We start from the raw sequence: 24,636 nt of genomic DNA on the forward strand, positions 1-24,636 counted from the left end.
ATCCTCCCCGGAGGCAGCGTGCGTCAGCGTGGAATCACCCATCTCAGATGCAACGCGTCGAATATTCTCGCCGCCATCGTCCTCGCCACGACCGGTTGCGCCCCCTCCACCACGCCGCCGAACAGGAGCTGCGACGAGGTCACCGTCGGCAACGGGTCCTCGGCGGGCGGCATCGGCATCAGCGGGAAATTCGACCTGACCATGGCGCTGGCCATCGTCGACCCGCCGGACGGGGCTGGCACACCCGAGATCGAATGGAAACCCGTCTACTCGATCGCCAACCTCACCAAGAACAGGATTTGCATCGTCGACATCAGCACGACATTCCCTACGAACCGCGACAAAGCGGGCGCACTATTAGCGCTGAAGACAGCCAGAGAGACGCGTCAGGTCGACATCTACCAGAACAACGCGGCGGTCCTTTCCCGGACGCCTTCTGTGACGCAACGGCCGCCTTTCGCGCTTGAACCGGGCGTCACCGTGCTGGTCCGCTTCCACCAGTACCTCACCCTGACCGCCGACGGGCGGGACGTCTCGTTGAGAACCGACGAAGACCTGTCGGAGCGCCTGGGGCCGCTGTTCCGGCTGAACCGCCTGGACGACGGCAGCTACCACTGTGCCCCGCAGTACCCGTTGAAGGTCACCGTGACCTCCGACATCGGCACGTCGACCCAGGAGGTGATCAACGCGATCATGCCGGACGGTTGCGGGCTCATCTTGCCGACCGGCTGACGGCAGGTCCGATGACGAGACGACCGCCACCACGGAAGACCCCACCGCGTCACGGACCCATTCCCCGGCAGGGCTTACCGGCGCCCCGCCCGAAGTCGTCCCCTGACCAGCGCCACCGATCTCCGGTGATCCGCCACCTCCCCTTCGTCGCGGCAGTACTGCTGTTCTCCGCGGCCCGGGCGATACTGCGGTGGGCGGCCGGCCGGACGCCGAGGCCGAAGACCCCGCCGACGCCGAAGACCCCGCCGCCTCCCGCACCGGCGCCACGTATCCCGGCCCCCTCTCTGAAGCCACCCCCCGAACAGCGACGGCAGGTCCGTTTTCCCGTGGCCGGCATCCTGCTCCTCACAACCGCGGTGTCGCTGTGTGGGCTGGCCTGGGCGCTGTTCGACGCGGGACGTCCCGGCGCACCGTTGTCCCCACATCTGCGCCCGGACTACGGGTTCGACAGCGACGTGACGATCTACCTCCCCCGCGAGGCCAAGCTCACCGAGTCCTCGCTCAACGTCTCCTACGAGAAATCCCAGGAGCCCGGCCATCAGGACGAATGGACGCAGTCTCTCGCGCTCTACTGGGACACCGCGCGCGCGAACCCATTCCCGGTCATCCTGGAGTTCCGCGGCGGCGCCCGTATCGACCGACCTCGCATCGGTGAGACGAAACTCCAATCGGTCGAACTCGGCGACCGTCAACTCGTCCTCCTGGACGACTCCCGCCGGCTCACCGGCGAGATGCGCATACCGCCGATCAGCGCCGAGAACTCGCGGATCGCGTTCGCGTCCCCGCAGGTCGGGTCCCAGATGCAGTGCACGGGGCTGGCCGCCGCCACCCATAACGGGAATCTGTCCGGCCTGACCTTCGCCGAGTGGGACCGCATCTCCAGCGCGTGCGACTTCACCGACTTCAAGCGGTACACGCAAATGGTGCTGATCCTCGACGAGGCGCCACTGCGGGTGGACTACCTCAGCGTCGAGCCTGTCGAAGCGGGCAATACGCCCGGCTTCAGCTGGAAGAGCGAAGGCGAGCTCGCCACCCTGCAGGTCCGCGCCAGCTACGTCGACGTGAACGGCGAAGCGATCGCGCAGCGCATGCTGTTCCTCTCCGGCGTCGTCATCGGCCTCGCCGCGGCCTGCGCTCCCAACGCCATCCACTCCATATCCACATACATCCACCGCCGCCACCGCGCCTGACCGGCCCCTCGACCTCTGCTCTTCCACCTGTGGCCGCTTGGCCGCGTCAAGACATCCGATTTCCCGCGTCCCGACGCGAAATGATGGCCCTTCTCCCTACATAGGCACAGATGTCCGTGGACCGCGCCATGAGGAGAGCAGCATGAGAATGCCAAGGAGACCGGAGATGGGCCCAGCCAGTGGGTGGTGAGCGGGCCAGGTTCGAGTCCGTGTACCGGGAGACGTATGGCCGGCTCACGGCGTACGCGGCCCGGCGCTGCGACTCACCGCAGGATGCGGCGGACGTCGTGGCCGAGACCTTCGCCATCGCCTGGCGGCGGATGGGCGAAGTGCCGGACGGCGAACAGGCCACGCTGTGGCTGTACGGCGTGGCGCGGAAAGTGCTGGCCAACCACTATCGCGGCGAGGTGCGTCGCCAGGCCCTCAGTGTGCAGCTCGACGCCGAACTGGCCGACGTGTACCAGGCCGCGCCCGACAGCGGGGTCGAGCTGACAGCGATCAAGCAGGTCTTCCTCACCTTGCCGCACGCCGATCGGGAGCTGTTGTCCCTGGTCGCCTGGGAAGGGCTGGACCGAGAGCAGATCGCCACCGTGCTCGGCCTGTCACGCAACGCCGTACGCATCAGACTCCACCGCGCTCGCAGGCGCTTCGCCCGCGCGCTCGCCGAGGCGGACGTGCGGTTCAGACCGGAAAGCCGGCTGATCCCGGCGGAGGAAGGGCAGCTGTGAAGCACATCGACGACATCGACGTGATCACCCGTGCGCTGGCCCGGGTGGAACCGGGCGCGCCGGGTGGGGGCGCGTCCGACACGGGGGCGCGGGAGCTCCTGGCGGCGATCACCGCCGAGCAGCCCGGCCCGTCCTCCAACCAGCCCGGCCCGTCCTCCGCCCGTCCCCGCCGGCGCCATGCCCCACGGCTGCTCATGGGGTTGGCGGGCGCGGGCCTGCTCGCCGCGGGCATCGTGGTGGGGCCGAGCCTGCTGGAGAACGGCGGCACCCCCTCCTACGCGGTCACCGAGGAACCCGACGGCGTCGTGTACGTCCAGATCCGGGATTTCCGCGACCAGGGCGGCCTGGCGAAGCGGTTGAAGGAGCTCGACGTTCCGGCCATCGTCGACTACGCACCGCCCGGCAAGTGGTGCAGGGAACCGCGTGGAGCCCATGTCCAGGACATTCCCCGCGGCCTGTACTCCGTGCCGGAGAACATCCCCGGCGAAGAGTCCGGACAAGGCTGGCAGATGCGGATCGACACCCATCTCTTCAAGCCCGGCCAGACGTTCGTCTGGACGATCAGCGACCATTCCACCAGCACGATCCTGATGAGCGGCCCGGTCGCCCCATGCGTTCTCGTACCCGACACGTCACACGAGCCGCGGATGATCAAGTACGAGTACCGGACGGCGACCACGAAGGGCGGCTCGCTCGCCGATTTCCGGGTGGACGAGAAGACCGTCGGGGAGGTTCTACCCGAACTCAAGAAGCGCGGGTTGAAGGTCACCTACCTGATCATGGCGGTCGCGCCGGACAACCCCGGCGGCTATAGCGAGGTGCGCACGCAGACCAAGCCCGTCGGCGATGACTGGATCGTCTGGGAGGCGGAGCAGCCCGACCGCGATCCGAGAGCGATCCGCCTGCTCGTCACAGAGAAACGCTTCGACAGAAACCCCGTCTACGGCGGCCCCCGGGACCGCGTCATCAAGGAACAGCCCTCTACCGGTCAGCCATGACACATCGCCCGCACCCTTAGCCGTGGCCGCCAGCGCGTGCAAACGCTCTCGGAGGAGCGGCCGGTGCCCAGCACGCCGTGACAAGGCTCAATGGCGTCGAGGACACCTCTTCGTGGCCTGGTCATGCCGCGTCCGTGGTCGCATGCTGGAACCAGTCGGCGGCCCATGCGCTAGCTGTGGCGATCACCGTACGGCCATCATGCTCGATCATGGTGTGATGTACGACGCCATCACTCAGCCGTACCGCGACCTGCTACGCCGCAACCACAAGCTGATCGATTACATCGAGCATTTCTGCTACACCGTCACCACGCCGCTGACCCTCGACGAAGCCGTGCGGCGCATCGGCATGCAGCGGGCCGACCTTGTCCCCGCTCCCGGACGCGAAACGCTGGGCGAGGACGGATGCCTGCTCATCGGGCAGGTCGGCCCGGCCGTCGTCACTTACGACGAAGTAGGTGCCGCCCGGTTCATGCCCAACGCCCATGCTTTGGGTAAGGGCTGTGATCACGGCATCGCCCAATGGGATTTCTACAACCTGGCCTTCGCCTACATCCGGTCCGACGGCAGCGGCGGCAGTTGGGACGAGGAACGACGCGGCCATGAGGAGTCGTCGGAGGAACTCATCGCGGGATGGCAGGCGGGTCCGCTCGCGGCCTATGCCGACCTGTTCCACCGCTACCTCCAAGAAGAGGAAGCCGACGAGGAGGGGGCCGATCCCGTCTATCTGCGAGCCGTCATGCTGACGATTCTCGAACTGGAGACCGGCGTGCGACTCGACGACGCACTCATCGACAGCCTTCCCTACGCCCTTTACCTGCCACTGTGATCCAAGGCGGCCTCTGATTTCATCGACGGTCAGATGCTCCTCACTGTCGCCCGCCGAACTGCCAGTCGTGGACCTCGATGTCGGCGTAACGGTCGGGGGTCAGGACCGAGCGTGCCGCATCCGGGTCCGGCGCCCGGATCAACAGGGCCGTGCCCAGCCAGGTGGTGCCGTCGTCCGACAGCAGCGGCCCATACGCGATCAGCTCGTCCTGGCCGAGCGGCGGGACAAGGTCGGCGGCCTGACCAGAGCCGAGCCCCAGCACCAGGTACCGGTCGCCCCCGTCTCGGCCACCAGGGAAGTCCCACATGGTGCGCCCCAGCACGTTCTGCCACCGACGCAGCATCACATCCCGGTACACACCGGCCTGGTAGTTGGGCTCGTCGAAGACGAACGCACGCGCAGTGGCGAGATCGGGCAGGTCAACGATGTGCACGCTGCCGGTGGCCGTATCGCGGCCACGGTCGAGGGTCGGGCCACGGGCGATCATCTCCGCCGCGTACCGATCCATATAGGACCAGTGCTCTTCCAGCAGCTCATCGCGCAATGCCGCGGAGTCACGCCGATCCCGGTGGTAACAGAAGAACTCCATAGGCAGAGTACCTACCATGGGCAGAACCGATGGCTCCATTCTGATTCATCCGAGCCACGGGCGACCGCTGCGCCAGGTCACAGGCCGGCCGTCACCCTCGTACAGGCCGCGACACACAATGGCTGACCCCCGTCGAATCGGCGCGTGATCAGCGACTGGAAGAGAGGCAATGAGCATGCGGTCGAGAACACACCTGTACGACCTGCTGGAATCGACCCTCTTCACCGAAGGTCTCGACGACCACAATGACCTCTGGTCGCTGGGATTCTGCGCCGTATGGGTACAGGGAGTGGACATCGCGACCATCGCATCACACTTTTCACTAGACCCCGGCACTCGCACCCCGTGCTACCTGAGCGAGATCCTCGATGAGGCGATCGACGACGGTTCCCTCTGGGTGGCCGAGGTCGGCGACTGGACTTGTGTCCTGCCCGCACGTACCGACGCCGCGTTCGTTCGTACCCTCGCCGCCGGCGGCGGGCAAGCCCTCAGCCTCGACATGGACATCAACAACAACGCCCTGTTCCAGTACGCCCGCGATGGACGCATGGTCGTCGCCTTCGAACCCAGATGCCCAGGCGACCGGCTCGGCGATGATCCGCACGCGCTCGATCACCTGATGGAAGGATTGCGCTTCCAGATCAGCGGTGACGAGCCCACCGATGATCGGGTTGACTCGGACGAAAGCCTGGCTTCGGCATTGGCGCTCATCGGACGGGTCACGCGAACGGACATAGCCGCCGACTGGTTCGAAGCGCAGCACTCCCGTATGAGATTCATGTCCCCTTGATGCTCGCTGAGCGTGCACCTTCCAACAGCGGCAGTACAGCGAACCAACCCGTCATCCGCTCCCTCGAGATCTGCGAGTCGTCCGGCCGGACATCGCCTCGCACGCTCGTAGCGGACACGGCCGCATATTGGCCGCAACGCCCCGCAGAACGCCGCTGATGACCACCAACAGCCAGGCACACAGCAAGAGGTCCGGCTCAGACCGGAGCCAGTACGCCCGGCGGTTCCTCCTCATCCTCGTCGTGCCACGTGCGCGCCAAATCGTCCCCCGAACCGTTCTCCGTGCCTGGTCAGCATCGAACGCGTCCGCGATCTCTCTGTCGCGCAGCGTGGGCGCCGGTCCCGGCCGGCGGCGGGAACGCGGGCCGCCCGCCGTACACAGCACCCGCCGCACCAAGCCGAACCCGCCGGCGATGGACGTGCCGCCGCCATGCAAAGCGAGAGCGCTGCAGCGGCGTGGGTCGATCTGTTCGGCCGTGGTCACCCGCGTGGGGCGTACATGATGACCAGCACACCCAGCAGGCAGATCGCCGCCCCTATGAGATCCCACCGATCCGGGCGGAACTTGTCCACCACCATGCCCCACACCAGCGAACCCGCCACGAACACACCGCCGTAGGCGGCCAGGATGCGGCCGAAGTCGGCATCCGGCTGGAAGGTGGCCACGAGCCCGTAAAGGCCCAAGGCGATGAACCCGGCGCCGACCCACAGCAGCCCGCGTTGTTCTCGAACCCCCTGCCAGACCAGCCAGGCCCCGCCGATCTCGGCGAGCGCGGCGACCACGAACAGCAGAAGGGAACGCGCGACAGTCACAGCCGTGACTGTAGAGGGTCGCTCACCGAGTGCTGACGGGCCTTCGCACTGTGGCAGCCGCAGCCGTCTCCGCCCGCGCATGCAGTGGCCCGCCTGCGGCGCCGGAGGAACCACGCCAGTCCCCCACGCCAGCACGGCCACGCCCGCCAGGCCCACAGCCACCATCGGCATCACATTCGTCAGCACAACAGCTCCAGCGCCACCGATCACCCCTGCCGCCGGCAGTACAGGAAGCACACAGCAAGCGGCGCAGGCCAGTGCGGCCAAGCCCGTCACGCCGGCCGGAAGCAGTCGCCGGCCTCGGCCGGGATCAGTTGACCTCGCCATGCTCGCCCTCGTCCGCCACGTCCGAGAACGGCAGCGGACAGCACGGACTCCCCGCACACGCCACCAGGTCGTCACACCCGGCATCCACCGCCTGGACGAGCGTCTCGCGAATCGCCTGAAGGTCGGCGATCTTCTGTTCCACCTCGGCCAGCTTGGCCGCCGCCCGTACCCGCAAACCTCGATCCGGCCCGCCATGACGATGTGCGACCGCCTCCACCAGGCCGGCCACCTCATCCAGCGTGAAGCCCAGCCGTTGCGCCACTTTGATCACACGAAGAACCGTCACGGTCTCCGGCGGATACAGCCGATGCCCTCCGTTGCTCCGTCGCGGCTCCTCCAGCAGGCCCCGCCGATGGTAGTAACGCAACGTCTGGACGTTGACCCCCACCGCCTCCGCGACCTCTCCCGTACGCAACCACTTCCCGCTCACGACGCCACCCGGGGAGCCGCCTTGACCGCCTGAGCCGCCAGCCCATCAAGCACATGGGCGTGAACCGCGGGCACCTCGACGTCCAGGACCAGGCCCTCACCGTCGCCGGCGAAGGTGAAGACGAAGAACGAGCAGCAGGCCGACTCACGCGCTGCCAGATCCCTCGCGGCCTCCTCCACCTGCGCACCACCACCCAGCACCAGCCGCAGACGCGTAGACGTCACACGCTCCAGCCCGCGCAGCGCCGAGGCGAACAACTCATCGAACTCCGCCACCCTCAACGGCCGTTCCTCCGTCGGCAGCGTGCATGCAGCCGGTGCCCACTCCATGAGCCCTCCACGTGCCACGACCGCCCGACTCTCACGCGAGCGACCCCTACAGCTCGACGGTAGGCCCGTACCCCGGTACAGGTTGCAACCCCAAAACCATGCCTCCGACGGGGGGCCTCGGCTCCGGGTAGAAACGGTGCACGCCAAGGACCGTACGTGGCCGAGGTGGAAGCCTGATCGTCCCGCCTGCCCCGACCCAGGCAAGCCCAGCAGACGGAAAGATCAGGCAGGGGTGCCCCCGTTGTACCGTGCTCCGTCCCGCCCGTCAGGCGGGCGCCGGGCACGGGGTGGAGATGCAGGTCAGCTTGTTCGTGTATACGTGATTGGCGATCTTCTCGCCGAGTTCCAGCCCGTCCCGGGCGTCCCACGGGTAGTGGACGCCCAGCCATACCCGGCTGTCGGCGTTCTCCCGCGCGGCCTGGCTGAAGCCGGCGAAGTCCTTGGTCCGGACGGGGGCGTGCGGGTCCTCGCTGGTGAGCCGGACCGGGATGTCGTCGTTGCCGAAGAAGCGCCGCATGATCCCGGCCCAGGCGCCGCCGAACGTGGCATGGCCGGAGGCCCATGCCGGGAAGCACGGCGAGAAGTTGACCCCGTTGCGGTCGGCCGACAGCGGCCGCCAGTCGGGGTCGAGGCCGCCGTCGCGGATGGCGGACTCCGGCCGCCAGAGGTCGATCGGCGTCAGGTACTTCACGTCCCACTCGGCGATGGCGGCGTCGGCCAGGGCCAGCGACACCAGGGCGAACAGTCGCGCGTTCTCGTACTTGCTGGTCAGGCCGCGCTGCCGAGCCACCAGGCGAGTGTGTTCGAGGAGCTGGCCCGGCGGCTTGTAGGTGCCGTCCAGGTCGTTGGACCAGAACCAGGCCGCCGCGGTCTGGTCGACGTCGCGCTGGTTCGGGGTCGCGGCGGTGGAGGTGGCGCCGCCCAGCCTCCGGACCTCGGCGACCTGCGCCCGGTATTCGGGATCGCGGATCAGCGCGGCGTAGTCGGCGTACTTTCCCGGCGTGGCCGGCCGGAACACCGACCCGCTGGATATGGCGAACGGCCTGACCACGCCCCACCTCGGGTCCACCGCGTCAGCGCCGCCGGCGCACGAGCTTCCCGGCCCGCCGGTGGGCCGCCAGGCGCCCGGGACGTTGGCGAGCGTGTACCCCGGGGTGTCCTCGGAGCCGTCCCCGGCCCGGAAGTTACGCATCCGGTTCACGACCGAGCTGACCACCTGCAGGTCCAGGTAGTCGGAGTCGGTGGGCGAGGTGCCGAACCAGGCCCGGAACCGCTGGTCGAGGAAGGCCGTCTGGTCGGGGCTGTCGGCCAGCTTCCCGGCACCGAAGAGGTCGAGCATGATGTTGTAGGCCGTCCGGCCGATCACCCGCTCCTCCTCGCCGTCGGTCCTGGCCAGAGAGAAGTACGTCCCGGCCTGCAGGTACGGCTGGTATCTCCGCACCCCCCACTTGTCCTGGAACATGGTCTCGGCGTCGAAGATCGACGCGTTGACCATCGCCGCGGCCCTGGCGAGCTTGCCCGGCGTCGCGTCCCTCCCCTTGAGGTTCCGGAACACGTCGATCAGTACGCCGTTCCAGTACTGGGTGGGGTCCTCGCTGTAGTTGGGCGGCGCGGCGGCGGCCGGTGGCGCCGCGACCGTCGCCGTGGACGCGGTCACCGCCAGCGCGGTGGCCACCGTCACCACGGCTCTGCGTAACCTCTGCCCGACTCCCCTGCGATGCCCGGAACTCATGGGTGCTCTCGCTTTCTCCCGAGGGATGTCCTGTGGATGGGCGAACAGCCTCCATGGAAGCGCGCGAACCCTCGTCCGCCATCGAACGAGGAGTCGAATCCCACCGTGACTTTCGCGGTAAGAGCGATCTGGCTACACCCCTGGGAGTGCGACTTCCGCGGTACACGGTTTCACCTCCGGGTTGATGCGAGCCGGGAACGCGCGGGGTTAGCCTGACGGATGCTCTACGGCGCGCCACCGTCGGTTCGGCGGCTGTCACAGGTCAAACCGGAGATCGCCGACACCGCCCTGGCCCTGTTCATGATCATCACAAGCTGGTTGTGGGCCCTGATCGAACCAGCCCAGGGACATCATCCGGCCGACCTGCCATCGCTGGCCCTGACGCTGCTGGTCAATGCCCCTCTCGCGGCCCGCCGTCGCGCGCCCTACTCCGTACTGGTGATCTGCGTATCGGGGGCGATCGTCTACCACCTGCTCGGCTACCACTACGGGCTCAACAACATGGGTCCCCTGGTGGCGCTCTACACCGTCGCCGCGCACCGGCCCATGCGCGCCGCGCTCGTCTGCTCCATGCCCGTCGTCGCCGAGTGGACGCATTCCTCCTCCCTGCATGAGCCGCGCGTGGCCGTGTGGTCCGCGCTGGGGCAGGCCCTGATGGTGTCCGGCTGTGCCGTGTGCGTCGGCGCGGGCGTGCGACTGCTGCAGTCGCGAACCAGGCAGCTCACGGACCTGGCCGACCGGCTGCATCAAGAGCAGGAGGCCGCCGCGCATCGGGCGGTCACGCTGGAGCGCATGCAGATCGCCCGCGAACTGCACGACGTGGTAGCCCACCACATGTCGGTGATCTCCATACAGGCCGGGCTCGGCCGCTACGTGGCGTCGTCCGAGCCCCAGACCGCGCGGCAGGCGCTGGAGGTCATCGCCCACACCAGCAGCGAGGCCCTGAACGAGATGCGGCGGCTGCTGTCGATCCTGCGCGTCGAGCCCGCCGGCGAGGACGATGAGCTCTACACCACGACACCCGGTCTCGAACGCCTGCCGCCGCTGGTCGAGCGGATACGCCGGGCGGGACCGTCCATCGACATGACCGTCGAGGGAACGCCGCGGCCGCTGCCCCCGGGCCTGGACCTGTGCGCGTTCCGGATCGTTCAAGAGGCGCTGACCAACGTGCTCAAGCACGCCGGCGACGACGCCCACGTACGGATCATGGTGACCTACGCCCCGGCCCACCTCGCCCTCCGCGTCACCGACGACGGGCACGGAACGCGGGCGCCCACCTCCTCAGGAGGGCACGGCTTACTGGGCATGACAGAACGTGTCAAGCTCTATGATGGCGTGATCACCGCCGGTCCGCTCCCCGAGGGCGGCTACGAGGTGGCCGCGTCCTTTCCCATGCCCTCGTCCCCGCAGGAGAGAGGGCTTCCGGACACCGATCGGCGATGCGAGTGAACGTCAGGGTAGCCGTGGTGGACGACCAGATCCTGGTCCGCGCGGGCCTGGCGGCGTTGCTGCGAGCCGCCCCGGGCATCGACGTGGTCGGCGAGGCGGGCTCGGACGAGGAGGCGCCGCCGTCCAGCCTGGCCGGGTTGACCCCGCGGGAGACAGAGGTGGTGCGGCTGGTCGGCCGTGCGCTGTCCAACGGGCAGATCGCCGAGACCCTGCAGGTGAGCGAGGCCACGGTGAAGACCCACCTCAACCGGCTCATGGCCAAGCCGGGCCTGTGCAGCCGCGCCCAGGTCGTAGTCCTCGCCTACGACTGCGGCCTGGTCAGACCGGGCATGCGCTGACCCGCCGGCCGCTCCTGGCCGAGTCAGCCAGTGGCGCCGGTGGTGAGACAACAGCAGCGCACCCCCTCGCTCATCCAGCGGAGCAGCCCTTCTCGAACACGCTCAAACAGAAGGAGATAAGGGCTTGGTCCTTCGGCACGCATTGGGCACAGCCACCTGTTGAGAGCCGCTGACGGCCGGACATAAGCGGACATGACAAAACGGCCCCTGACCGCATCTCTGCTGGTCAGGGGCCTCTTCAGGCTGGTGTGGCAGGTCCAGGGTTCGAACCTGGGTAGGCTGAGCCGACGGTTTTACAGACCGCTCCCTTTGGCCACTCGGGCAACCTGCCGTGTCTTCGCTCTCGCGGCGACAGGTAGAAGAATAGCGGACTTCCGGGGCGGCTGTGACAACGGCCGCCGACGCCCTGATCCACACGCGACACCTCCTGGGTCGCTAGGGTCGGAGGGACGAGAGAGGACACCTATACCGATGGCCGACAGCAGTTTCGACGTGGTGAGCAAGATCGACCGTCAGGAGGTCGACAACGCGCTGAACCAGACGGTCAAGGAGGTCGGGCACCGCTTCGACTTCAAGGGCACGGGCGCGGGCATCGCCTGGTCGGGTCAGAACAACATCGAGATCAAGGCCAACAGCGAGGAACGCGCGAGCGCCGTCCTTGACGTGTTCAAGGAAAAGATCATTAAGCGCGGGCTGTCGCTGAAGGTGCTGGACGCGGGCGAGCCGAAGCTGTCCGGCAAGGAGTACCACCTGGTCGTCGGCCTCAAGGAGGGCATCGACCAGGAGCATGCGAAGAAAATCTCGAAGATCATCCGAGATGAGGGGCCCAAGGGGGTCAAGGCGCAGATCCAGGGGGAGGAGCTGCGGGTCAGCTCGAAGAAGAAGGACGAGCTCCAGGATGTCATCGCGCTGCTGAAGGGCAAGGACCTCGACATCGCCCTGCAGTTCACGAACTACCGCTAGCCAGTCGAGTTTCACGGCTCCGACCTGCCGGCTCATCGGGCGGAGCCCGCGGGGGGCACATCCGGGGCACATGGCCGAGCGCGCCGCCCACCAGGGCACGCGCTCTCTCCTGTGCCTCGGGCCACTCCCCACGTACGTGTCCGGTGTGACCATGGGCGCCGCGCCAAGGCGGAGCTGTACGGTGTCGACGCTTGCTCCCCGGCGGACCACGTTTTCCGAGGTGACGATATGAGCTCCGCCGATGCGCAGTACTCGGAGCTACTGCACGCCGGCCTGTCGAGGCAACTGTGCCTGACCTGGTGTCAGCAGCGTGACCTGGACGAGGTGGCGCGCAGGTTCGGCGCGGACATGGAGACCGGGCTGTGGGCCACGGAAGACGAGATCGAGGAACTCGAAGAGGACGACACAGCTGAACTGGTGCAGCTCGCCACGATCGGCGCTTGGACGATCGCGTACGAACCAGGTGGATATCAGGGCTCGAGGAACATCATCCTGGAGTCGCTCTCCGAAGGGGGCCGAGCTTTCAACGTCCATTGGAACGTCGAGCTGGACAGCTCCATCTGTTACGCCGTAGACGGCGTGACCGAAACCGCCTTCGAACTCCTCGACCCCGAGCGACGGTCGGGAGCTCATCCAGCCGCATTGGACGACATTCTGGCCGAAGTGGGCCTGCACCAAGGTCTTACGACCGAGCAACTCAAGGCGCGTGTCCTCGCGCTGGGAAAGAAGATCAGCGGACAGCCGCTGACTCCCGAGTGGTTGCGATCTCCCCGATACGTCTTCAAGATCAGCGATGCGCTCCCGGATCCCCTCGTTCCAGCCGCATACCGGTATCCCCGAGCCCCCTTCCTGGACGAGCCGGAGTTCGCGCGGATCCTCGACGATCCGTCCCCGGCGATGGCCTCTGCCGTCCTCAGACAGGTCGTCTCCGTCGTCATCGCGGCCGCCTCACTCGAAGGTCCACTTCCCAGTAAGGTCATGCGAATAATTGATCATGGCGAGCAGGTCCAGGGAGAACGAGACGCCCTCCGCTCGGAATTGAGCCGGCAGGCCGGTGATATACGGGCGAAGATGCTCCGAGATGCACCCGACGCGAGTGAGAGGGACCGGCTGGATCTGGCAGGTCAGACGCTGGTCGTCCTCCGGAGCGCCCTTAACGCCTCACCGGCCGAGGCGGCGGGGGCCGCATCCCGCGCCGCCCTCGGGCTCAGCGGGCTGCCCAGGGAGGACTTCATGCGCCTGCTCGTGCTGAGCAATGTGAGCACACGTATCGAACGCGACCTACACCGCTCGAATGACCGAATTGCGTCGATTGATGGGGCATAACGCATCGATATAGCGCGACATATCGCGATTGATGGCTGATAGTGGCTGCTGTCGTTTTGTGGGCGTCGGTCGGGGCTCGGCCGACGCTGAATCGTGACTCAACTTTTCGTCGGAGACCTGCATCTATTGAGGGTGACGAGAGGATCACGCATGAAGCGGACGCGCACAATGGCACTGCTGGCGATGGCCGCCATGGCCACCGCCACCGCCCTCACCGGCCCGGCGGAGGCGTTCACGGGAGCCGCCTCCACCGCGAAGACCCGGGAGACCACGCACACCACGCACACCACGAACACAGCGAGCGGCAAGGCGGTCAGGTACGCCTGGGTGGCGAGCTGCGCCAAGGGTGACTACGTCACCCCGTGCGGCTCGTGGACGCTGAGCCTGCGCGGCGGGAAGACCGTGAAGGTGCCCGAGGCCACCGTGTACCCGCGCGGCGCCGACGGCAGGCCGGACAAGGAGTCGAGCGCCCCGTTCGCGGTCAGCGGCGACGGCTCGCGGGTGGTGTACTTCCGCAGGTCCGACCACAAGCTGGTGTGGACGGACGTGGCGAGCGGCCGCAGCCACGGCCTCCCCGGCTCCTCGGCCAAGCTGCCGAAGAGGCTGGGCATGGAGGACGTCGCGGCCACGCTCTCCCACGACGGAGACACCGTCGTGGTCGACTACGGCGACGCGAGCGGCAAGCTGCCGACGCTCGTCGTGCACCTGAGGTCGGGCGAGGTCGTGAAGCTGCCCGGTAAGGACGATGTGCAGGGCTTCAGCCCCGACGGCCGGCGCGTTCTGCTGTCGCGCACGACCGCGGACAACACCACCGAGTTCACGGTGTACGACACCGACGGCCAGGCCGGCGAGAGCCGGGAGGTGCCGCAGGTCGTGTCGAACAACTCGCCCATCGCGCTCGCCGACGACGGCGTCACGGTGGGGGTCGTGATCGTCCCGACGTCCGGCAGGCCGCGCCTGCGGCTGTACGACCTGTCCACGGACGCGGTCTCACCGGCCGTCGACCTGAACGTTCCCTCCTCCGAGAGCCCCTACCGGCTCGACTGGGACGAGTCCGGCAAGCTGACGCTCTGGCGGCTGCGCTCCAGCGACGACGGCACGCTGACGCGGGTGACGGCCAGCAGGGTCGACCCGTCCGACGGCGCGCTGAAGAAGATCGACTCATTCAGGGTACGCGGCAAGATCTACACCTGGTGGCTTCCCGGAGAATGACCGATCTCCCCGGGGAATGACCGATGCCCCCTCCTATAAAGTCCGATATATCGGGTCTTAGGAGGGCTAAATGGCCAAGGTCTACGACGCGTTGAACGACCGGCTGCGCACGTTCATCTCCGAGCAGCCGGTCTACTTCGTCGCCACCGCGCCCGAGAGGGGCGGGCACGTCAATGTGTCTCCCAAGGGGTACGCCGACACTTTCACCGTGCTGGACGACACCACCGTCGCCTACCTCGACCTCGACGGCAGCGGCGTCGAGACCATCGCGCACCTCCGCGAGAACGGGCGCATCACCATCATGTTCGCCGCGTTCTCCGGCGCCCCGAACATCGTGCGCCTGTCCGGCCGGGGCCGCGTCCTCACCAGCGGCGACCCGGAGTTCGCCCGGCTGCTCGGGCGCTTCGGGCCGCACCCGGGCGTGCGGTCGGTCATCGTCGTGGAATGCGACCGCATCGCCGACTCCTGCGGCTTCGCCGTGCCGCACATGTCCTTCGACGAGGACCGCACCCTGCTCGACGAGTGGGGAGAGCGCAAAGACGTGCGGCAGAGACGCGCGTACCGCGCCAAGCACAACCGGGAGAGCATCGACGGCCTGCCCGCCCTCAAGGCCGAGGAGACCGACCCCGCGCACGACCGCTCCTAGACCCCCCGTCCCGATCAGGCTCCTCGCCCTTCCCGCAGAACCACTCCGAGCCGACCTCGGAGAACGAGACGAACGTCGCCGCTCCGCTCAAGTCAGCCGGGACGGCGGCGCGTCGCGTACTACAGCGAAGGGGCCCAGGCGTTCGTGGTCCGGGACCTGGCGATCGGACAGGTCTGGCGCGTGCCGAGGACGATCGCACGCAGTTCGTTGGTGAGGCAGGCCGGGACGGTCCTCCCGTTGGTCAGCGGCGGTAGCCCGCCATGCGTTCGAGGCGGGCCACCCGGGCGGCCGTGGAGGGGTGGGTGGAGAACAGCCTGCCCACCCCTGCCCCGCGGAACGGGTTGGCGATCATGAGGTGGGAGGCGGAGGTCAGCCGGCTCTCCTCGGGGAGGGGCAGGTCGCGCGCGCCCATCTCGATCTTGCGCAGCGCCGAGGCCAGCCCGAGCGGGTCGCCGGTGAGCAGGGCGCCCGACTCGTCGGCCTGGAACTCGCGGGACCGGGAGATCGCCATCTGGATCATCCCGGCGGCGACCGGGCCGAGGAACATCATCAGCAGCGCGCCGATGAACCCCGGCCCCTCGTCGTCGTCCGCGGAGCCGCCGAAGAAGACCGCGAGATAGCTGCAGTAGGTGATGATCGTGGCCAGCGCCGCGGCCACCGAGGAGATCAGGATGTCGCGGTTGTACACATGGGAGAGCTCGTGGGCGATCACGCCCCGTAGCTCCCGCTCGTCCAGCAATCGCACGATGCCGTAGGTGAGGCAGATGGACGCGTTGCGCGGGTTCCTGCCGGTGGCGAAGGCGTTGGGGTGCACGGTGGGCGACAGGTACAGGCGCGGCATCGGCTGGCGGGCGTCGGTCGACAGCTCGCGGACGATGCGGTACAGGCCAGGCTGCTCGACCTCGCCGACCGGGCGGGCCCGCATGGCCGACAGGGCGATGCGGTCGGAGAAGAAGTAGGCGACCGCGTTGGCGGCCAGGGCGACGAGCACGGCGACCTGCACGCCCCGGCCGCCTCCCAGCCATGACCCCGCGATCAGGATCAGAGCCGACAAGGCGCCCATGAGCACTGCGGTACGCAGGCCGTTGTTGTGCACGCTTCCCCCTCTCGGAACGCTGCGCTCACTACTGGCAACGTTCGCGGCCTGCCCCAACGTTCCCAGCCCCGCGACCGGGGCAGGCGGGCGCGCGATGTCAGCACGCTGGGAAAAGACCGTCGTCGGCACGCCAGGACAAGGGACCAACCCGGTGGGACGTGCGCGGGAGGGGTCCGGACGGCGGAGCGGGCGGAGGAGTCGTTCGGACAATGGGGCGGGCGGAGAAGGAGTCCGGACGGTGGGGTGCGCGGGAGGGGTCCGGACGGCGGGGCGGGCGGAGGAGGGGGTCGGGCGGCGGGGTCAGCCGGCCACGGAGAGGACCAGTTGCGGGGCGATCGAGAAGGCCACGGAGGCCGCCAGCCCGAGCGCGATCGCGACCGTGACCGCCGGGGAGGGGGCACGCCCGGCGAGCCGGTCGACGAGGTCACCCTCGTCCGGGCCGGTGGCAGGCACGGTGACCTGGCCGGTGGCGGGGCCGGTGACCGGGCGGGTGGCAGGGACGGGGGCGAACAGCCGGGCGGTCCAGCCGATGTAGTAGTAGAGCCCGATCACGGTGTTGACGGCCATGACGACGGCCAGCCAGCCCGCGCCGCCCTGGACGATCTCGCGGAACACCACGATCTTGGCGAACATGCCCGCAAGTCCCGGGGGCAGCCCGGCCAGGCAGATGAGGAAGAAGGCCAGCGCGAGCGCCGGCACCGGGGCGCGGAAGGCCAGGCCGCGGTAGTCGTCCAGCTCGTTGCGCTCCGCCCTCCTGCTGACCGCCATGACCACGGCGAACGCGCCGATGTTCATGGCCGCGTAGATCGCCAGGTAGGCGATGGACGCGGACACGGCCGCCCTGCCCGCCACGCCCAGCGGGGCGAGGATGTACCCGGACTGGGCGACCGACGACCATGCCAGCAGCCGCACGGCGTGGCGCTGCCGCAGGGCCAGCAGGTTGCCTGCGGTCATGGTGAGCGCGGCCAGCACCGCCACGAGCGGTCGCCACATCCCCGCCTGGCCGGCCAGCGCCGTGGTCAGGACGAGGATCAACCCGGCGAACCCGGCGGACTTGGAGATGACCGACAGCAGCGCCGCCACGGGCACCGGGGCACCCTGGTAGACATCCCCGGCCCAGAAGTGGAACGGCACCGCCGCGACCTTGAACGCGAACCCGGCGAGCACCAGCACGACACCCACGGTGAGCACGCCGGCGGGCACCTGGCCGGGCCCGTCCGCCGCCGCCCCGCCCGACGCGACGAAGTCGACGTACATGCGGGGGAAGGCGGAGGCCGAGACGGGGAGCCGGGCGGCGATGCGGTCGAGGTGGACCGACCCGGTCACGCCGTACAGCAGCGAGACGCCGAAGAGCATCACGGCCGTCGAGATCACCGAGACCAGGAACAGCTTGAGCGCGGCCTCCGAGCCCCGCGCGTCGTACCGCTTGAGCGCGGCGAGCGCGAAGACCGGCAGTGAGACCAGCTCCAGCGAGACCACCAGCATGATGAGGTCGCGGGACGCCGGCAGGGTGACCGCGCCGGTGAGGGTGCACAGCAGCAGGAAGTACCACTCGCCGGGCGGGATCGTCCGGTCGGCGAGCTGCGCCATGGACAGCAGGACGACCACGACGGCGGCGCAGAGCACGACGGCGCCGAAGACGAGGGTGACGCCGTCGACCACGAAGGAGCAGGAGGAGGCGGCACCGCCTGCGCTTCCTGCGCCGGCCGCGCCTCCTGTGCCTGGTGTGCCTCCTGCGCCGCCTGCGCCTCCGTTCAGGCCCGCGGGGACGCAGAAGGTCGCCAGGCGCCCGCCTCGCAGGGCCTGCGCGGCGACCACGGCGAGCGCGGCGAGGACGCCGGCCAGCGTGAGGAAACCGAGCGCCGTGGTCGTGCGCCCGCCGCGGGGCAGGAACGCGTCGAGCAGCAACACCGCCCCGGCCACCACCGCGAGGATCAGCGGCGGCGCGATGGCCGCGTAGTTGATGGACTGGATCATCGTGCCCCCAGGAACGCCTGAACCGCCGGGTCGGTGACGGCGAGCAGCGCCTTGGGCCACAGCCCGAGCGCCACGGTGAGGACCACCAGGGGCGTCCACGCCGCCAGCTCGTACGCGCTCACATCCGGCATCGGCCCGCGAGGCGCGGGCACGCCGCCCGCCACCGCCACCGGAACACCGCCCGAAACCTCCGAGGGCGCGGCGCCCTGCACCTGCGCAGGCGCGCCGCCCGGAGCTCCTGCGGGGACCTCGCCCCAGGTCTCCTCGAGGACGCCGCCCGGGGTTTCCTCGGACGCAGCAGGTTCGCCGGAGACCGAGGGTTCACCGAAGACCACGGGTTCGCCGAAGGACGCGGGTTCGCCGGGTGGCGCCTCCGCCAGGGGCTCTCCCGGCACCGGCCCGGCGTCGGGCGGCCGGCCGTGGGTGACGCGGGAGAGCATGCGCAGGAAGTACGCCGCGGTGAGGACGGTGCCGAGGCCGCCGACGGCCATGAAGACCAGGAACAGCGGCCGGGAGAGTCCCTGCGCCGGCTGGAAGGCGCCGAGCAGCGCGAGCATCTCGCCCCAGAACCCGGCCAGACCGGGCAGCCCAAGGGAGGCCACGCAGGCGAAGGTGAGCAGCGAGGCGACGTAGGGCATCCGGGCCAGCATGCCGCCGCCGAGCCGCGACATGTCGGCCGTCCCGTACCGCTCCTTGATCCCGCCCGCGACGAAGAACAGCAGGCCGGTGATCAGACCGTGGGCGATGTTGCCGAACAGAGCCGCGTTCATCCCGACGGGGGTCAGCGTCGCCAGCCCGAGCAGCACGAACCCCATGTGCCCGACGGAGGAGTAGGCGATCATGCGTTTGAGGTCGCGCTGGGCCAGGCAGGCCAGCGAGCCGTACACGATGCCGGCGACCGCGAACGCGCCGAGCCACGGGGCGAGCGCGGCGGCCCCCTCCGGCACGATGGGGATGGCGATGCGGGCGAACCCGTAGGTGCCCATCTTCAGCAGCACGCCGGCGAGCAGCACCGAGCCGACGGTCGGGGCCTCGGTGTGCGCGGCGGGCAGCCAGGTGTGCAGCGGCCACATCGGCGCCTTGACGGCCAGGCCGAGGCCGATGGCGAGGAAGGCGAGGACCTGCACGCCGTGGGACATCCCGGCGCCGTGCCGCCGGGCGAGAAGTGCCATGTCCAGCGTGCCGGTGTGCGCCCAGACCAGCAGCAGGCCGAGGAGCAGGACGGCCGAGCCGAGCAGCGTGTAGAGGATGAACTTCACCGCCGCCGCCCGGCGTTCCCCGCCGCCCCACACGGCGATGACGAAGTACATCGGGACGAGCACGACTTCGAAGAACAGGAAGAACAGCAGCAGGTCGAGCGCGAGGAATGTTCCGATCATCCCGACTTCGAGCACCAGCAGCGTGATCACGAGGGACCGGACGCGGCCCTCTTCCGGCCGATGGCGCACCAGGTACACGAAGCACAGGAAGGTCAGCAGCGCGGTGAGCACGACCAGGGGAAGCGAGATGCCGTCGATGCCGAGGTGGAAGCGCAGGTCCAGGCCCGGGATCCACGCGGCGTCGATCTCGAACTGCGGCCGCGCGGCCCGCGCGTGGTCGAACCGGGCCAGGGGCACCAGGGCGAGCACCAGCGTCACCCCGGACACCACGGCCCCGTACCAGGGCCACCGCCCGGGGCCGGGGAACAGCACCAGGAGCAGCGCCCCCGCCAGGGGAACGGCGAGCAGCCCGACGACGACCGCGCTCATCACGACACCACCGCCCCGGCGAAGACCACGCTCATCACGACACCACCGCCCCGGCGGCGACCGCCCTCGGCCCTGACGACGACGGCGCTCACCACGACACCACCGCCCCGGGGGCGACCGCCCTCGGCTCTGACGACGACCGCGCTCATCGCGACACCACCACACTGACGCCGACCGCGCTCATCCCAGCACCACCGCTCCGATGACGATGATCAGGACGCCGGCGAGGACGCCCGTCAGGTACAGCTGCGCGTTGCCCGTCTGGCCGCGCCGCAGCAGGCCCGAGACGCCGACCGCGAGCCTTCCCGACCCTTGGACGGCCCCGTCCACGACCGTGTCGTCGGCCCGGGCGACGGCTCTCGCCAGCCACAGGACGGGGGCGACGAACAGCCGGTGGTACACCGCGTCCACGTAGAAGGCCCGCTCGCACGGCGTCCGCAGCGGCCCGAGCACGCGGGCCGGGTCGGCCGCCGGGTCGGCGCGCCAGGACGCGTACACGACGCCCGCGCCGAGCAGCGCCACGAGCAGGCTGATCACCGCCGAGGACCACTCGACCAGGCCGGCGCCGGCGAACCCGAGCAGCAGAGCCGGGACGACGAGGACGCCGATCGGCCACAGCATCGACGCCGGAGCCTCACGCCCGTCCCAGACGTGGGCCACGCCCGGCTCGGGCTCCGGCAGCGGGACGTGGCGCACGCGGCTCGCCCCGAAGAACGTGCGGAGCCACGCGCGGGTCGCGTACGCCCCGGTCACCGCCACGGTCACCAGGGCGCAGGCGTACAGCAGCCACGCGGCGGCGTCGGTCAGCGGCGCGGCTCCGGTGGCCGCGTGCTCGATGGCGGCGAGCACGGCGTCCTTGCTGAAGAACCCGCTGGCGGGGGGCAACCCCATGAGGGCGGCGAAGCCGATGGTCATGGCCGGGAACGTGACGGTCATGGACCGTCGCAGCCCGCCCATGTCGCTCATCAGGTTGGAGCCGACGGCGTGGATCACCGCTCCCGCGCACAGGAACAGCAGCGCCTTGAAGGCGCCGTGGGTGACCAGGTGGAAGATCGCGGCCTGGTCGGACCCGGCGGCCAGGGCGCCCGCCATGTACGCGAGCTGGCTGATCGTCGAGTAGGCGAGCACCCGTTTCAGGTCGTCCTGGGCCAGGGCGGCCAGCGCCGCGCCGAGCATGCCGAGGGCGGCCATCACGGCGAGCAGGTCCAGCGACGGACGGGCGCCCAGGAACGCCGGGTACAGCCGGGCCACGACGAAGATGCCGGCCGCGACCATCGTGGCGGCGTGGATGAGCGCGCTGATCGGCGTGGGGCCCGCCATCGCGTCCGGCAGCCAGGTGTGCAGCGGCACCTGGGCGCTCTTGCCGGCCACGCCGAGCAGCAGGAGCAGCGTCGCCGCGACCAGCGTGCCGGTGGACATGTGAGGCACCCGGTCCAGCACCGTGGAGACGCGGAAGCTCCCCGCCGCCAGGCCCAGGGTGAACACGCCGAACAGGAAGCCGACGTCGCCGATCCGGGTCACCAGGAACGCCTTGACCGCCGCCCGCGAGTTGGCGCGGTCCTCCCACCAGTGGCCGATGAGCAGGTAGGAGCACAGACCCATGACCTCCCAGCCCACATAGAGCACCAGCAGGTCGGCGGCGTAGACGACCAGTAGCATGGCGCTGGTGAACAGGCTGATGAACGCGCTGTAGGAGGGGTAGCGACGTTCGTCGCGCATGTACCCGGTCGAGTAGATCTGCACGGCGAGCGCCACGCACCCCACCAGCACCGCGATGACGGCGGCCAGTTCGTCGACGCGCAGGCCGATGGTGATCGGGACGGCCCCGGTGCCGACCACCGACAGGGTGCTCTCGATGGCGCCGGCGGGCTGCCGGGGACCCTCGTGCATCGGGACGTAGGTCGTGAAGCCGGACGGCAGGTCGCCGAGGTAGGTCACCAGCACCCAGACGGCGAGCACGGTGGCGAGCGCCGTGGGGGCGACGGCGAACCACGCCGCCCTCCGGTACACCGCCCGATCGACCGTCCCGGGCGGCCGGCCGCGGCGGGGCAGGCGGGTGCCCAGCAGACCGGCCACCGCACCGAGGAAGGGCAGCGCCACCGCCACCGCCGCGAGCCCGGGCAGAGCGTTCATGCGCCACCGCCCACGACTCCGGCGTCCGCGGCCCTCATGCCGCACCGCCTCGGGCTCGGATGTGACCACCGGTCGGCCCGCACCGCACCGGCGCTCATGCCGCACCGCCTCGGGCCGGGATGGTCTCGGCGTCGTGCGGGCGGTCCTGTGAGCCGGCGGCCGGGTCCGGGTCCGGATCCGGATCGGCCAGGTCGCGGAGGCGGTCGATCTCGATGGTGCGCCGGTTGCGGAACACCGCCAGGACGATCGCCAGCCCGACGCCCAGCTCCGCCGCGGCGATCACGATGACGAACAGGGTCAGCACCTGCCCGCCGTGCAGGGCGTCCTTGAGCCAGACGTCGAAGGCCACGAGGTTGAGGTTGACGGCGTTGAGCATCAGCTCCACCGACATGAGCACGAGGATCGTGTTGCGCCGGGCCAGCACACCGTACACGCCGATCGAGAACAACAGCGCGGCGAGCACGACGGGATAGACGACGTGCACGTCAGTCCTTTCCGCCGATGTCGGTACGGGAGAGCACGATCGCGCCGATCAGCGCCGCCAGCAGCAGCACGGAGAGCGCCTCGAAGGGCAGCACCCAGGTACGGAAGATGCTCGCCCCCAGTGGCTTCGCGGCGCCCTCGCCCGGCTCCAGCGGGGCGTAGGCGGTGCGGAACCCGTCGATCACGGTGGTGACCAGGACGGCGGCCGTCGCCACGGCGACCACCGCGGCCACCGTCTTGTTCCCCGAGTCCAGGTCGGTGGACGGGCCGATCGGCGCGCGGGTCAGCATGACGCCGAACAGGAGCAGCACGACGACCGCGCCGACGTAGATGAGCACCTGCACCCAGGCCACGAACTCGGCGGTGAGCACCAGGTAGCACCCGGCGAGCGCGCCGAAGGAGACGACCAGCCACAGGGCGGCGTGCACGATCTGGCGCGTGGTGACCACGAGCAGCGCCGCCCCGGCCGCCACCACGCCGAGCAGAAGGAAGACGATCTCCTGCCCCGTGGGGGGCCACAGGCCGGGCGGCGCGAAGCTCACGACTCCCCCACCGTCCCCGTCTCCGGCCGCCCTTCGGACGGCCCTGGCTCCGGTCGCACCTCGGACGCCCCTGGCTCCGGTCGCACCTCGGACGCCCCTGGCTCCGGTCGCGCCTCGGACGCCCCTGGCTCCGGTCGCCCTTCGGACGGCCCGGGCTCTGGTCGCGCCTCGGACGGCTCCGGCTTCGGCCGCCCGTCGAACGGCCCTGGTTCTGGTCGCGCCTCGGAGTCCTCCGGGCGCTCCCTTGTGTGCGGCGCCGCCTCCGGTCTGCGTCCCGGCTCTTGGCCGGTCCGCGGTGCGGGCTCGGAGCCGGTCTCCGGACTCGAGGGCTCCGCGGCCTCTTCCCGGGCGGAGGGGGGTGGGGCCGCAGGGGGTGAGGGTGCGGCGGGCGGGGCTGCAGGCGGTGCGGCTGCGGGGGGTGGGGCGGCGGGCTTCTTGGGGAGCGCGCCCGGGGGCCTGATCGCGCGGACGGCGGCGTGCGCCGTACGTCCCGGCGACGCCCCGCTCGCCGTGGCCCCCGGTCCGGCCGCGGCCCCGGGCTGAGCCTCGGAGGCAGCCGCGGGCCGAACCCCGGATGCGGCGGCAGCGGGGCTGGACGGGGCCGCGGACGGGGAGCCGGAAGAGGTCTCGGACGGGGCGGCGGCACCGGCCGAGGGCTGCGCGGGGCCGGAGGCGGTGCCGGGACGGTCGGGGGCGGGGCCGGAGGCGGCGCCGGGACGGTTGGGGGCGGGACGGGAGGCGGCGCGTTCGGCGGCGGCGATCTCTTTGGGAGGCTCGGCGTTCGGCTCGTGCGCGGGCGGGATCGGCACCGTCTGCGCCCACTCGCCGAGCCTGTCCTTCTCGTGGAGGAGGTTGCGGATGTCGTACTCCGCGTACTCGAACTCGGGCGACCAGAACAGGGCGTCGAACGGGCACACCTCGATGCAGATGCCGCAGTACATGCACAGGGAGAAGTCGATCGCGAAGCGGTCGAGCACGTTGTGGGCTCGCGGGCGTCCCCCCTCGGGGGCCGGCGCGGTCTCCTTGTGGGAGTCGATGTAGATGCACCAGTCGGGGCACTCCCTGGCGCACAGCATGCAGACCGTGCAGTTCTCCTCGACCAGGGCGATGACCCCGCGGCTGCGGGCGGGCAGATCAGGCTGCACCTCCGGGTACTGCCGCGTGTCCGCCCTGTTCAACATGTGGCGGAAGGTGACGGCCAGACCCTTCGCCAGCCCTTCTCCTGGTATACGAGCCA

The 24,636-nt window shown here is 69.7% G+C and carries 25 protein-coding genes and 1 tRNA gene; 12 read left to right on the forward strand and 14 right to left on the reverse strand.

What is annotated here, in order from left to right:
* Positions 1 to 18: 18 nt before the first annotated feature.
* The 5 genes from ABZU32_RS04470 to ABZU32_RS04490 all read left to right on the forward strand — a co-directional run bounded on the left by ABZU32_RS04470 (position 19) and on the right by ABZU32_RS04490 (position 4,477).
* Positions 19 to 732, forward strand: coding sequence for a hypothetical protein (locus ABZU32_RS04470; protein WP_354917005.1), 714 nt, complete (start codon positions 19 to 21; stop codon positions 730 to 732).
* A 326-nt stretch (positions 733 to 1,058) separates the two neighbouring features.
* A complete protein-coding gene (locus tag ABZU32_RS04475) occupies positions 1,059 to 1,922 on the forward strand; it encodes a hypothetical protein (RefSeq protein ID WP_354838129.1) in 864 nt (287 codons plus the stop codon).
* A 209-nt stretch (positions 1,923 to 2,131) separates the two neighbouring features.
* Positions 2,132 to 2,650 carry an RNA polymerase sigma factor gene (locus ABZU32_RS04480; RefSeq protein WP_354917008.1) on the forward strand — a complete coding sequence of 173 codons (519 nt, stop codon included), beginning with the start codon at positions 2,132 to 2,134 and terminating at the stop codon, positions 2,648 to 2,650.
* Positions 2,647 to 3,648: a hypothetical protein gene (locus tag ABZU32_RS04485; protein ID WP_354917011.1), complete on the forward strand. Its 1,002-nt coding sequence runs from the start codon at positions 2,647 to 2,649 to the stop codon at positions 3,646 to 3,648. The genes ABZU32_RS04480 and ABZU32_RS04485 overlap by 4 nt, the downstream gene beginning before the upstream one ends.
* Before the next feature lie 217 nt (positions 3,649 to 3,865).
* Positions 3,866 to 4,477, forward strand: coding sequence for a hypothetical protein (locus tag ABZU32_RS04490; protein ID WP_354917014.1), 612 nt, complete (start codon positions 3,866 to 3,868; stop codon positions 4,475 to 4,477).
* Positions 4,478 to 4,517: 40 nt separating this feature from the next.
* Here ABZU32_RS04490 and ABZU32_RS04495 read toward each other — a convergent pair whose 3' ends face one another.
* Complete coding sequence (locus tag ABZU32_RS04495; RefSeq protein WP_354917017.1) at positions 4,518 to 5,066, reverse strand: YciI family protein; 549 nt, start codon at positions 5,064 to 5,066, stop codon at positions 4,518 to 4,520.
* Between the two features lie 169 nt (positions 5,067 to 5,235).
* Here ABZU32_RS04495 and ABZU32_RS04500 point away from each other — a divergent pair, with 169 nt between their 5' ends.
* Complete coding sequence (locus tag ABZU32_RS04500) at positions 5,236 to 5,856, forward strand: DUF6461 domain-containing protein (protein WP_354917019.1); 621 nt, start codon at positions 5,236 to 5,238, stop codon at positions 5,854 to 5,856.
* 479 nt (positions 5,857 to 6,335) lie between these two features.
* Here the strand turns inward: ABZU32_RS04500 and ABZU32_RS04505 are convergent, their stop codons facing one another.
* The 4 genes from ABZU32_RS04505 to ABZU32_RS04520 form a co-directional block, all read right to left on the reverse strand.
* Positions 6,336 to 6,668, reverse strand: a complete 333-nt coding sequence (locus ABZU32_RS04505; protein ID WP_354917022.1) for a YnfA family protein — start codon at positions 6,666 to 6,668, stop codon at positions 6,336 to 6,338.
* Between the two features lie 310 nt (positions 6,669 to 6,978).
* Positions 6,979 to 7,425, reverse strand: coding sequence for a MerR family transcriptional regulator (locus ABZU32_RS04510; protein ID WP_354917025.1), 447 nt, complete (start codon positions 7,423 to 7,425; stop codon positions 6,979 to 6,981).
* Positions 7,422 to 7,700 carry a hypothetical protein gene (locus tag ABZU32_RS04515; RefSeq protein WP_354917028.1) on the reverse strand — a complete coding sequence of 93 codons (279 nt, stop codon included), beginning with the start codon at positions 7,698 to 7,700 and terminating at the stop codon, positions 7,422 to 7,424. The genes ABZU32_RS04510 and ABZU32_RS04515 overlap by 4 nt, the downstream gene beginning before the upstream one ends.
* Before the next feature lie 319 nt (positions 7,701 to 8,019).
* Positions 8,020 to 9,486, reverse strand: a complete 1,467-nt coding sequence (locus ABZU32_RS04520) for a vanadium-dependent haloperoxidase (protein ID WP_354917030.1) — start codon at positions 9,484 to 9,486, stop codon at positions 8,020 to 8,022.
* Positions 9,487 to 9,705: 219 nt separating this feature from the next.
* Here ABZU32_RS04520 and ABZU32_RS04525 point away from each other — a divergent pair, with 219 nt between their 5' ends.
* Both ABZU32_RS04525 and ABZU32_RS04530 read left to right on the forward strand, forming a co-directional pair.
* Positions 9,706 to 10,935, forward strand: a complete 1,230-nt coding sequence (locus ABZU32_RS04525) for a sensor histidine kinase (RefSeq protein ID WP_354917033.1) — start codon at positions 9,706 to 9,708, stop codon at positions 10,933 to 10,935.
* Positions 10,936 to 10,952: 17 nt separating this feature from the next.
* Complete coding sequence (locus tag ABZU32_RS04530; protein WP_354917036.1) at positions 10,953 to 11,273, forward strand: helix-turn-helix transcriptional regulator; 321 nt, start codon at positions 10,953 to 10,955, stop codon at positions 11,271 to 11,273.
* A gap of 249 nt (positions 11,274 to 11,522) precedes the next feature.
* Here ABZU32_RS04530 and ABZU32_RS04535 read toward each other — a convergent pair.
* A tRNA-Tyr gene (locus ABZU32_RS04535) sits at positions 11,523 to 11,604 on the reverse strand.
* A 140-nt stretch (positions 11,605 to 11,744) separates the two neighbouring features.
* Between ABZU32_RS04535 and ABZU32_RS04540 the strand changes: the two genes are divergently transcribed.
* The 4 genes from ABZU32_RS04540 to ABZU32_RS04555 all read left to right on the forward strand — a co-directional run bounded on the left by ABZU32_RS04540 (position 11,745) and on the right by ABZU32_RS04555 (position 15,420).
* Positions 11,745 to 12,236, forward strand: coding sequence for a YajQ family cyclic di-GMP-binding protein (locus ABZU32_RS04540; RefSeq protein ID WP_354838109.1), 492 nt, complete (start codon positions 11,745 to 11,747; stop codon positions 12,234 to 12,236).
* 228 nt (positions 12,237 to 12,464) lie between these two features.
* Positions 12,465 to 13,562 (forward strand): DUF6461 domain-containing protein, encoded by a 1,098-nt coding sequence (locus tag ABZU32_RS04545; protein ID WP_354917039.1) that lies wholly within the window; start codon positions 12,465 to 12,467, stop codon positions 13,560 to 13,562.
* Between the two features lie 150 nt (positions 13,563 to 13,712).
* A complete protein-coding gene (locus tag ABZU32_RS04550; RefSeq protein ID WP_354917042.1) occupies positions 13,713 to 14,774 on the forward strand; it encodes a hypothetical protein in 1,062 nt (353 codons plus the stop codon).
* 70 nt (positions 14,775 to 14,844) lie between these two features.
* The gene (locus ABZU32_RS04555; protein WP_354917045.1) at positions 14,845 to 15,420 is read left to right on the forward strand and encodes a pyridoxamine 5'-phosphate oxidase family protein; all 576 of its coding nucleotides are present in this window, start codon (positions 14,845 to 14,847) and stop codon (positions 15,418 to 15,420) included.
* 241 nt (positions 15,421 to 15,661) lie between these two features.
* Here the strand turns inward: ABZU32_RS04555 and htpX are convergent, their stop codons facing one another.
* The 8 genes from htpX to ABZU32_RS04595 all read right to left on the reverse strand — a co-directional run bounded on the left by htpX (position 15,662) and on the right by ABZU32_RS04595 (position 24,580).
* Positions 15,662 to 16,516: a zinc metalloprotease HtpX gene (htpX, locus tag ABZU32_RS04560; protein ID WP_354838095.1), complete on the reverse strand. Its 855-nt coding sequence runs from the start codon at positions 16,514 to 16,516 to the stop codon at positions 15,662 to 15,664.
* Positions 16,517 to 16,816: 300 nt separating this feature from the next.
* The gene (locus ABZU32_RS04565) at positions 16,817 to 18,493 is read right to left on the reverse strand and encodes an NADH-quinone oxidoreductase subunit N (protein WP_354917048.1); all 1,677 of its coding nucleotides are present in this window, start codon (positions 18,491 to 18,493) and stop codon (positions 16,817 to 16,819) included.
* A complete protein-coding gene (locus tag ABZU32_RS04570) occupies positions 18,490 to 20,241 on the reverse strand; it encodes an NADH-quinone oxidoreductase subunit M (protein WP_354917051.1) in 1,752 nt (583 codons plus the stop codon). The genes ABZU32_RS04565 and ABZU32_RS04570 overlap by 4 nt, the downstream gene beginning before the upstream one ends.
* Positions 20,241 to 20,390 (reverse strand): hypothetical protein, encoded by a 150-nt coding sequence (locus ABZU32_RS04575; RefSeq protein WP_354917054.1) that lies wholly within the window; start codon positions 20,388 to 20,390, stop codon positions 20,241 to 20,243. Before ABZU32_RS04575 ends, ABZU32_RS04570 begins: the two co-directional genes overlap by 1 nt.
* A gap of 31 nt (positions 20,391 to 20,421) precedes the next feature.
* On the reverse strand, positions 20,422 to 22,374 hold the full coding sequence (locus ABZU32_RS04580) for an NADH-quinone oxidoreductase subunit L (protein WP_354917056.1): 1,953 nt from the start codon (positions 22,372 to 22,374) through the stop codon (positions 20,422 to 20,424).
* 94 nt (positions 22,375 to 22,468) lie between these two features.
* Positions 22,469 to 22,858, reverse strand: a complete 390-nt coding sequence (gene nuoK, locus ABZU32_RS04585) for an NADH-quinone oxidoreductase subunit NuoK (protein ID WP_354917059.1) — start codon at positions 22,856 to 22,858, stop codon at positions 22,469 to 22,471.
* Between the two features lies 1 nt (position 22,859).
* A complete protein-coding gene (locus ABZU32_RS04590) occupies positions 22,860 to 23,399 on the reverse strand; it encodes an NADH-quinone oxidoreductase subunit J (protein WP_354838085.1) in 540 nt (179 codons plus the stop codon).
* The gene (locus ABZU32_RS04595; RefSeq protein ID WP_354917062.1) at positions 23,396 to 24,580 is read right to left on the reverse strand and encodes a 4Fe-4S binding protein; all 1,185 of its coding nucleotides are present in this window, start codon (positions 24,578 to 24,580) and stop codon (positions 23,396 to 23,398) included. Before ABZU32_RS04595 ends, ABZU32_RS04590 begins: the two co-directional genes overlap by 4 nt.
* Between the last annotated feature and the right edge of the window lie 56 nt (positions 24,581 to 24,636).

It is taken from the genome of Sphaerisporangium sp. NPDC005288 (assembly GCF_040607475.1).
In the GTDB taxonomy this organism is placed as follows: Bacteria; Actinomycetota; Actinomycetes; order Streptosporangiales; family Streptosporangiaceae; genus Sphaerisporangium; species Sphaerisporangium rhizosphaerae.